This window comes from Pseudoteredinibacter isoporae (assembly GCF_040372805.1).
GTDB classification, from domain to species: Bacteria; Pseudomonadota; Gammaproteobacteria; order Pseudomonadales; family Cellvibrionaceae; genus Pseudoteredinibacter; species Pseudoteredinibacter isoporae_A.
The window spans coordinates 258,865-267,223 of record NZ_BAABWJ010000006.1 but is presented as its reverse complement, the minus strand read 5'-3'; the positions used below and the strand labels follow the sequence as shown (position 1 = coordinate 267,223).

General features: G+C 49.6%; 6 protein-coding genes. 5 read left to right on the top strand and 1 reads right to left on the bottom strand.

The window, feature by feature from the left end; genetic code table 11:
* The 3 genes from ABWW03_RS13805 to ABWW03_RS13795 form a co-directional block, all read left to right on the top strand.
* A partial coding sequence (locus tag ABWW03_RS13805; RefSeq protein ID WP_353409042.1) for an Ig-like domain-containing protein occupies positions 1-2,176 on the top strand: 2,176 nt, incomplete at its 5' end.
* 251 nt (positions 2,177-2,427) lie between these two features.
* Positions 2,428-3,348: a tRNA 2-thiocytidine(32) synthetase TtcA gene (gene ttcA, locus ABWW03_RS13800; RefSeq protein ID WP_353409040.1), complete on the top strand. Its 921-nt coding sequence runs from the start codon at positions 2,428-2,430 to the stop codon at positions 3,346-3,348.
* A 112-nt stretch (positions 3,349-3,460) separates the two neighbouring features.
* Positions 3,461-3,871, top strand: coding sequence for a hypothetical protein (locus ABWW03_RS13795; protein WP_353409038.1), 411 nt, complete (start codon positions 3,461-3,463; stop codon positions 3,869-3,871).
* Positions 3,872-3,873: 2 nt separating this feature from the next.
* Here ABWW03_RS13795 and ABWW03_RS13790 read toward each other — a convergent pair whose 3' ends face one another.
* A complete protein-coding gene (locus tag ABWW03_RS13790; protein WP_353409036.1) occupies positions 3,874-4,359 on the bottom strand; it encodes an Lrp/AsnC ligand binding domain-containing protein in 486 nt (161 codons plus the stop codon).
* Between the two features lie 163 nt (positions 4,360-4,522).
* On the opposite strand from ABWW03_RS13790, the gene ald reads away from it, so the two are divergent.
* The gene (gene ald, locus ABWW03_RS13785) at positions 4,523-5,635 is read left to right on the top strand and encodes an alanine dehydrogenase (protein WP_353409034.1); all 1,113 of its coding nucleotides are present in this window, start codon (positions 4,523-4,525) and stop codon (positions 5,633-5,635) included.
* A gap of 252 nt (positions 5,636-5,887) precedes the next feature.
* Positions 5,888-8,323 carry a putative bifunctional diguanylate cyclase/phosphodiesterase gene (locus ABWW03_RS13780; protein ID WP_353409032.1) on the top strand — a complete coding sequence of 812 codons (2,436 nt, stop codon included), beginning with the start codon at positions 5,888-5,890 and terminating at the stop codon, positions 8,321-8,323.
* Positions 8,324-8,359 lie beyond the last annotated feature (36 nt).

Below are 8,359 nucleotides of genomic sequence, written 5' to 3'. Positions count from 1 at the left end.
AGGCAATGTGAGAACGGATGTGGGCGGTGCCGATGTTGATGGTGCAGATGCGGCAGAAATTACGGGCGTTGTAGCGGGTACTCAAACAGGTGACATTACTGGCGGTGTGAATACGGCCATTGCCGGAACACTCGGTTCCTTAACGATTCAAGCGGACGGTTCCTATATCTATACACCGAGTGCTGCTGCGGATTCCCTCGCACTGGGAGCAACAGCAACGGATACCTTCAGCTACACCTTAAAAGACGATGATGGCAGTTTCTCGACAACAACTATCACAATTACGGTGACCGGAACCAATCAGGGGCCTCAGGCTGTTGCAAGTTCCAAATCTGGTAATGAAGACGTCGCCATACAATTGAACGTTGCTGATTTTGGTTTCTCTGATATCGACATCGGGGATCAATTAAATTCTGTTCGAATTGACTCTCTACCCGTCGATGGCACTTTGATGTTGAATGGCGTTGCGGTCACTGCGGGTCAAGTGATTACAGCGGCGGAGCTGAATAACACCACATTACCAAATACTGGGCTACAGTTTGTTCCTGATCAACATGAATCTGGTTCTGATGCCTACGGAGGAAGTGGTACGGGAGATCAACAGGTCGATTACGCATCGTTTACATTCAGCGTAAACGATGGCAATGCCTGGAGTACAAGCCCTGCCTCCTTCACCGTTGATGTGACTCCTGATGCGGACCCTGCGCTGATTGATACTTCATTGGTGAATTATAACGGTGGAAGTAATCAGCATATCGATCTAGTAGAAATTCCAAGCTCGGATCGTTTTACTCGTACTACGTACAATAACGCATCGAGTGGCCCTCAGGCGGGCAATCAGTTGGAGAACATCAGTGCAGGTTTGAGTGGAACGGTCAGTACTCCGACGCAACCCTATAATGCGTCCGGAAATAATGGCGCGACGAATATTCCTGCCCGACAGCTGCAGAAAGTCACTTCATTAATTTATCTCGAAGAAGGGCAAACGGTGTCGTTCTCGGGATACATGGATGACGCGGCCAAAATTGAACTGGGCGGAAACGTATTGTTCCATACCAGTGGTAATACTTGGGGACCGTACAGCACCGCTACCGCGCAAACGGTTCCTCAAGGTGGAGGTTCTTACACCGCGGCAGGTACTTATACCGTTCCTGCAACGGGTTATTACACTTTGGAAACTTATGTGTACAACCATTCTGGCCCGGGAGATTTCTCGATTCGAATTCACCTCGATGGTGGTGGTCCTCAGGCTTTGAACAGCAGCAATGTGGTGGTCTTTAGAGATATTGATACTCTTGAAGCAACCGGAGCGCAGTACTCAGAATTTGTTGCTGGGCCAACGGCTGGCGATTCAAACCACAACAGCAATGTCGGCGGTTATTATCCGATTGAACTGAACAAGGGTGGTGAGGGCGCGAAGATTAAACTTTCGGGGATTTCTGTGCAGTTGCAAGACACGGATGGCTCAGAAACGATCGCCTCAATTACGCTGGGGAACATTCCTGATGGTTGGGAAGTATATGATGGCAATACTTTATTGCTGACAGCAGGTGGCGGAATAAACAGTGTTGATATTTCCAGCGCCGATCTAAACAACTTGTTTGTTCGAAGCACCAACAGTTCCGCAAATGGTTCGACGGTTGATTATGATCTGCAGGTGACTGCGGTGGTGAATGAAATAGCGAATGGCGCAGTAGTGGATTCAGAAAGCAATACGGCGACACTGACGGTTTCCATTTTTGATACTCAAAATGTATCGGTTTCGCCGTTAATGAGAGCTCCGCAGCAAACCCAGCAAGATGCGATTGATGACGCCGAAGCGAATACCCTGAGTACGGTGAAGGAAAAATCGACCGTTGGTGGCCTGTTGACTGAGCAAGACGATCTTTTGACTGTGCCATCATTCGACACCGATCAAAATGCGGAATTCAGTTTCGCTTCCTTTGCGGAACCATCCTACGCAGTGGATCTGCAGGATGTTCTCGCCCTGGATAAGCTTGAACAAAATCTGGATGCTTTGTTGCCAAAAGCTCTGCAGACCGAAACCATGGAGCCCAAATCTCTTACGACGGGCTCTGCGGCTGTGAGCGGTCACGCGGAGCTTCTGGTTTGGGAGGACGCCCAGGCTGATCTCCCACAAATTAAAACTGAAAGTGATCTTGTCGATCTTATCTAAGGCCTGCAGCTGGGCTATGTGAGGGTATGGGCATGGCCCGGTACTGATGATCACCTAGCATTTCAGATGGAGGAATGGGATTCCCTATTGCCTCCGGTCGTCTCTGGGTACCCAGAGGCCTCTCGGCTGTTTGTTTTCGCGACCATCTTATGGAGTAGAAATCCCTGAGGGCATGGCGTCGATTGAACAAACACCGTACAATGCCGCCTTTTTCGCCGTCGGGCACGAACTCGAAACACTATGAGTACAGCATGAGCACAGCACAAAACGAAGGGCGCCAGGCCCGTATAGAATTCAATAAACTCCAGAAGCGCCTGCGCCGGAATGTAGGGAATGCCATCATCGATTTCAATATGATCGAAGAGGGCGACAAAATCATGGTGTGCTTGTCGGGAGGCAAAGATTCTTATGCGATGCTCGATATTCTGATGAACCTGCAACGAACTGCACCAGTGAACTTCGAGTTGGTTGCGGTAAACATGGATCAGAAGCAGCCTGGTTTCCCGGAAGAGGTATTGCCTAGTTACCTCGACCAAGTGGGTGTGCCGTACCACATCATTGAAAAGGATACCTACAGTGTTGTGAAAGAGGTCATCCCTGAAGGCAAGACGACCTGCAGTTTGTGTTCTCGTTTGCGTCGAGGAACCTTATACGGATTTGCAGAGGAAATCGGGGCGACTAAAATCGCTCTTGGTCATCATAAGGACGATATTGTCGAAACCTTGTTTCTGAATATGTTCTACGGTGGTCGTCTAAAGGCCATGCCGCCTAAACTGCTCGCTGACGACAAGCGCAATATCATTATCCGCCCATTGGCCTACTGTCGTGAGAGTGATATTGCGGCCTATGCCGAACATCAAGCGTTTCCTATCATCCCCTGTAATCTGTGCGGATCACAAGAAAACCTGCAGCGTCAGGCTATTAAGCAGATGCTGCAAGATTGGGATCAGAAACAGCCTGGGCGTACGGACACTATTTTTGCAGCATTGCAAAGAGTTTCGCCCAGTCAATTGGCGGATAGAGGCCTGTTTGATTTCGTTTCTCTAGAGCTGGACCGCAGTGGTGAGCCAAGGCCGGAGCGTGATGATAGCGATATTTTCGGAACCAGAATCGAAGAATCTGATAAAAAAGAATCAGGTGTCCAAGTCATGGAAATAATGCCTTCTTCTTAATTTTACCCAGTGGTAAGCATTATGTGATGCGCTTCACAGTGATTGTGTTAGCTTAGGATCAATGCCCGGCGTGGTCGGGCATAAGGTTCACCCAGCTAGATCACCTAAAGCCATGAATGCGAACGAATTTGAATATGCGGTAATTTTCCACCATACCTGTCCACAAAACCGTCAATCGGAGCTGGTTTTGGAGCGTATTCGCAAGCGCTTCGATTTGAATGGAGATAATCTGACCATTCTTGCTCAGGGCACCCCCGTTGTCGTAAAGCGTCACAGTGAATTGCTCGTCGCCAAGAATTTGCAGAAACTACTCAATTGCCTGGGCGCTGTGGCCTGGGTTCAAAAAGTGTATAGAGGTGCAGAGTACCGAGATCGGCGGGCAGAAAAGCGCCGGCAGGTTCCCGATCGCCGAAGCGCCTATCGTCACACTCTTTCTGTTCCCGAACGTCGCTTTGGCGGCGGTCGCCGCCGTACCGATATTGGTATTACCGGGCGCGAATACTGGCGTGGCCTGGTCGTTTAAGCTTAGCGGTTATAGTGAACCGGGATTTCCAGGGTTTCTTTTACCTGTTCCATCACCACATAGCTGGTGCATTCCTGTACGCCAGGCAAGGTGAGTAGGGTTTCACCGTAGAATTTGCGGTAGGCGTTCATATTGGCCACGCGGGCTTTAATCAAATAGTCGAAATTACCAGATACCAGATAGCACTCTTGAACCTCGGGAAGCGCTGCGGCTGCGTTTCGGAATTCCTCAAAAATATCCTGTGCGGAACGCAATAAGCGTATCTGCACAAAGACCACCAGGGCCGCATCCAGGTATTCCGGGTTGATGATGGCGCTGTAACCCTGGATCACATTGTCCTTTTCAAGCTTTTTGACTCGCTCCATACACGGTGTGGCGCTCAAGCCGACTTGCCTGGACAGTTCGGCATAGGTACAGCGCCCGTTTCGCTGCAGCACACGCAAAATATTGCGGTCGATGGTGTTGAGTTCTCGACTTCGTTTGGTCATATCAACCTCGGCGTCTAGTTTGTAGTTGAATTCGCTGACTATAACCCAAAAACAGATGAAAACACTAATTTTGTAGCATTAGAATGGCGGCATCCTCTATTGAGGCCGAGCTGAACAGGCCTGATTCCCATAAGCGGGCCACTATATAATTTGGAGAAGCGATATGTTGATCGGTGTACCTAAAGAGATTAAAAACCACGAGTACCGTGTAGGCCTGACGCCAGCCTCTGTTAAAGAGCTGATAAACAATGGCCACGAAGTAATCATCGAGACCGAAGCGGGTAGCTCTATCGGTTTTGACAATGAGCAATACATCGCCGCTGGTGCGACGATTCTGGATACGGCTGAAGAGATTTTTGCCAAGGCGGAAATGATCGTTAAGGTAAAAGAACCACAGCCAAACGAATGTGAAATGCTGCGTCCAGAGCAGATTCTGTACACTTATCTGCACCTGGCTCCAGATCCACGCCAAACCGAATTGCTGGTGAAATCCGGCGCGATCTGTGTAGCTTATGAAACTGTAACGGCACCGGACGGCACTTTGCCTCTGCTGGCGCCAATGAGTGAAGTCGCTGGTCGTATGTCTGTTCAGGCTGGTGCTCATCACTTAGAAAAAGCGCAGGGTGGACGTGGTGTGTTGCTTGGTGGTGTACCCGGTGTTGCTCCAGCAAAAGTTCTGGTCATCGGTGGCGGTGTAGTGGGAGATAACGCTGCAGCAATGGCCGTTGGCATGGGCGCTGATGTCACTATCATGGATCGCTCCTTGCCACGTTTGCGTCAGCTGGATACCGAATACGAAGGTCACGTTAAGTGCGTATACTCCACAGGTTCTGCTATCGAAGAGTACGCTCTGGAAGCGGATCTGGTGATTGGTGCAGTATTGATTCCCGGTGCTGCTGCCCCGAAATTGTTGACTCGCGACATTATCAGTCGCATGAAAACTGGTTCAGTGGTTGTTGACGTGGCTATTGATCAGGGCGGTTGTTTTGAAACTTCCAAGGCAACCACGCATCAAGAGCCAACCTATGTTGTTGATGGCGTAGTCCACTATTGTGTAGCCAACATGCCTGGTGGTGTTGCACGTACGTCAACCATGGCTTTGAATAATGCGACCCTGCCATACGCTCTGGAGATTGCGAACCGAGGGGTGAAAGAGGCCTTGGAACGTGATCCGGGTTTGATGGCTGGCCTGAACGTATGTCGCGGTAAAGTGACCTATAAGGCTGTCGCCGATGTTCTGGGTTACGACTTTGTTGAACCAGGCGCCGCTTTGTAAGCAAATCGTCGTAAAGCTCTGAAAAAACCGCCATTTTGGGCGGTTTTTTTCGTTCTGGGATGTTCTTTTTACAAAAAGGGCGTTATGTTCTGTGATTGCCAGTCGACACAGTAAGTAAGGAATAGCTTAGCTCCCTTTGTTGTCAGATAGGCCTATAATTACAATCGACAGCAGGCGGTCAGTAGCTGGTAACTTAGTACTACAATTTGCAGGGTTTTCGTGCCATTTTTTTTCTCCAGTATTTCATTTCGAATGATGCGCATCAGTGTGTTGTTAGCAATGGTCTTAGGCCTGCTAACCGCGATGCTGCAGTTCTATTTGGATTATAAAGAAGAAGCTGAAGGACTGGACGATCTCGTTGAGCGAATCATGGAAGCGTCGCGCCCGCCTACCGCCAAAGCGATTCATACCTTGGATCATGAATTGGCGACCGAAGTGGTTAACGGCATTTTGAGTTACGACTTTGTGCAACGAGTCGTGATCCGTGATGAGATGGGGATGATCCTGGCCCAAGGGGAACGCCCACCACGCCAGAGTAACACTCTTTGGTTAACCGCCCAGATTGCTGAACCCAGCAAAAGCTATGAGAAGTTGATTCGTTTTCCTGTCTTTGACAAGCAAAGCCACGGAAAAATGGAACTCAGTGTTGATGTTGACTTGGCATTGGCCGGGTTCTATCGCCGGTCCGGACTGGTTGCCGGCGCCGGATTTATGCGCAATCTGGTTCTGATTCTTTTGCTGTTTACGGTTTTTTATCAAATTCTGGCCAAACCCCTTGCCAAGTTGGCCCGCGAAATTAAATCCATCAATCCAGACCATCCTGGCGAAAAACGTCTCACACCGATCACTTTCAGTGGTGAGCATGAACTGGCACAAGTCATTGACAGCTCAAACAGTTTATTGGATGCCGTGGATTTGTCCTTGGCCAAGCGCCGGGCGGTGGAACTGGCTCTGCGTAAAAGTGAAGAACACGTCCGCCAGATTATCGACAGCCTGCCGGTTCTGGTTGGGGCGCGAAATCGCGACGGTGTGTATATTTTTGCCAATCATGCTTTGGCTAAGTTTTTAGGCAGTACTGTAGAGGAAATGCAGGGGCGCAGTGTTCACGATTTCTCTGAGTATTACCTGTCCGATGTATCTCGTGTACAGGCTTTGGATCTGAAGGTTATTGAGTCCGGCAAAGGCCTGGAAGTTATTGAAGAAATCTATGTGATCAATGGGCGGCAGCGCCATTATTTGCAAACCCACATCATGCCTCTGGATTTCTACGATGAAGTGGTTTCGCTGGCCGTTTCCACTGACGTTACCGAACAGCGTCGGGCTCAGGCCAAAATGGAGCACATGGCGTACCACGATTCCCTCACGAACCTACCCAACCGTTTGCACCTGGTCGAGCGTTTGGAGCATGAACTGCGCCGCGCCCAGCGCCATCATTATTTTGGAGCGGTGCTGTTTATCGATCTGGATCAATTTAAAAACATTAACGATTCTCTCGGGCATCCGGTGGGCGATGCCGTGCTTAAGGAAATGGCAGCCCGTTTACTCGATTCCGTGCGCCAGGAGGATCTGGTGGCCCGTCAGGGCGGCGATGAGTTTGTGGTTATTCTTACGGTGCTCGATACCGATTCGGGCACGGCGGCCATCAAAGCCGGTGAAGTTGCCGAGAAAATACGTCAACAACTTTCCGCTCCCTTTTATTATGGGGATATGGAATTGCGGGTGACCTGCAGTGTGGGCGTAGTGGTGTATCCCGACTTTAAGTCTTCGGTTCATGAGTTGCTGAGTTTCGCTGATACGGCAATGTATCAGGTAAAAGACAAGGGACGAGATGCAGTTGAATTTTTCAATGAGGACATGGCCGACCAAGTCAGTCGTCAGCTGACGATGGAAGGGGATTTGCACCGCGCCATCGAAACCCAGCAATTTGAATTGTACTTTCAACCCAAAGTGGACACGGAAACCAATCGTATTGTGGGGGCAGAAGCGCTGATTCGTTGGCATCATCCCAATGACGGTATGGTCTCACCGGCGGTGTTTATTCCAGTGTTGGAGACCTCTGGGCAAATTATTGATGTGGGCAACTGGGTCATTGAACAGGCTTGCGTAAAGTTGCGGGATTGGTTTGATCGAGGGCTCTGGAAGAAAGATATGATCCTGAGTGTGAATATCAGTCCACGCCAGTTCCGTCATCAGGGTTTTGTGGACGATGTCTGCCAGATTTTGGAGGATGTTCAGATTCCCCGTGGTTCCCTGAGTATGGAAATTACCGAAGGGGTGGTTATTCAAGGTGTTGAAGAAACCATTAGCACCATGAAATCTCTGTCGGTGTTGGGCGTGAGCTTTTCGCTTGATGATTTTGGAACCGGTTATTCTTCGATCAGTTATCTCAAGCGTTTGCCTGTGGCAACATTGAAAATTGACCAGAGTTTTGTCAGGGATATTCCGGAAGATCGCAGTGATCGCGTGTTGGTTGAAACCATTATTGCGATGGCGCGACTGCTAGGCTTGAATGTCGTGGCCGAAGGCGTCGAAACCCGAGAACAATTGGATTTATTGCGTCAATACGGCTGCCATCAGTATCAAGGTTTCTATATTAGTCCTCCGGTGCCGGAAGCAGAGTTCATCAAACTGTTGGGCGACAGCCAAAGTCGGGTGGAGAACGAAGAATTGAATACTGGTTCTTCTTAAGACCTGAACAGAGTGAATGGAACGTTGGTCGGAGTA

Excerpts from the sequence above, each read along its gene's own strand:
- ttcA (WP_353409040.1), top strand. The coding sequence starts at position 2,428 with ATGAGCACAGCACAAAACGAAGGGCGCCAGGCCCGTATAGAATTCAAT.
- ABWW03_RS13795 (WP_353409038.1), top strand. The coding sequence starts at position 3,461 with ATGAATGCGAACGAATTTGAATATGCGGTAATTTTCCACCATACCTGT.
- ABWW03_RS13790 (WP_353409036.1), bottom strand. The coding sequence starts at position 4,359 with ATGACCAAACGAAGTCGAGAACTCAACACCATCGACCGCAATATTTTG.
- ald (WP_353409034.1), top strand. The coding sequence starts at position 4,523 with ATGTTGATCGGTGTACCTAAAGAGATTAAAAACCACGAGTACCGTGTA.
- ABWW03_RS13780 (WP_353409032.1), top strand. The coding sequence starts at position 5,888 with ATGATGCGCATCAGTGTGTTGTTAGCAATGGTCTTAGGCCTGCTAACC.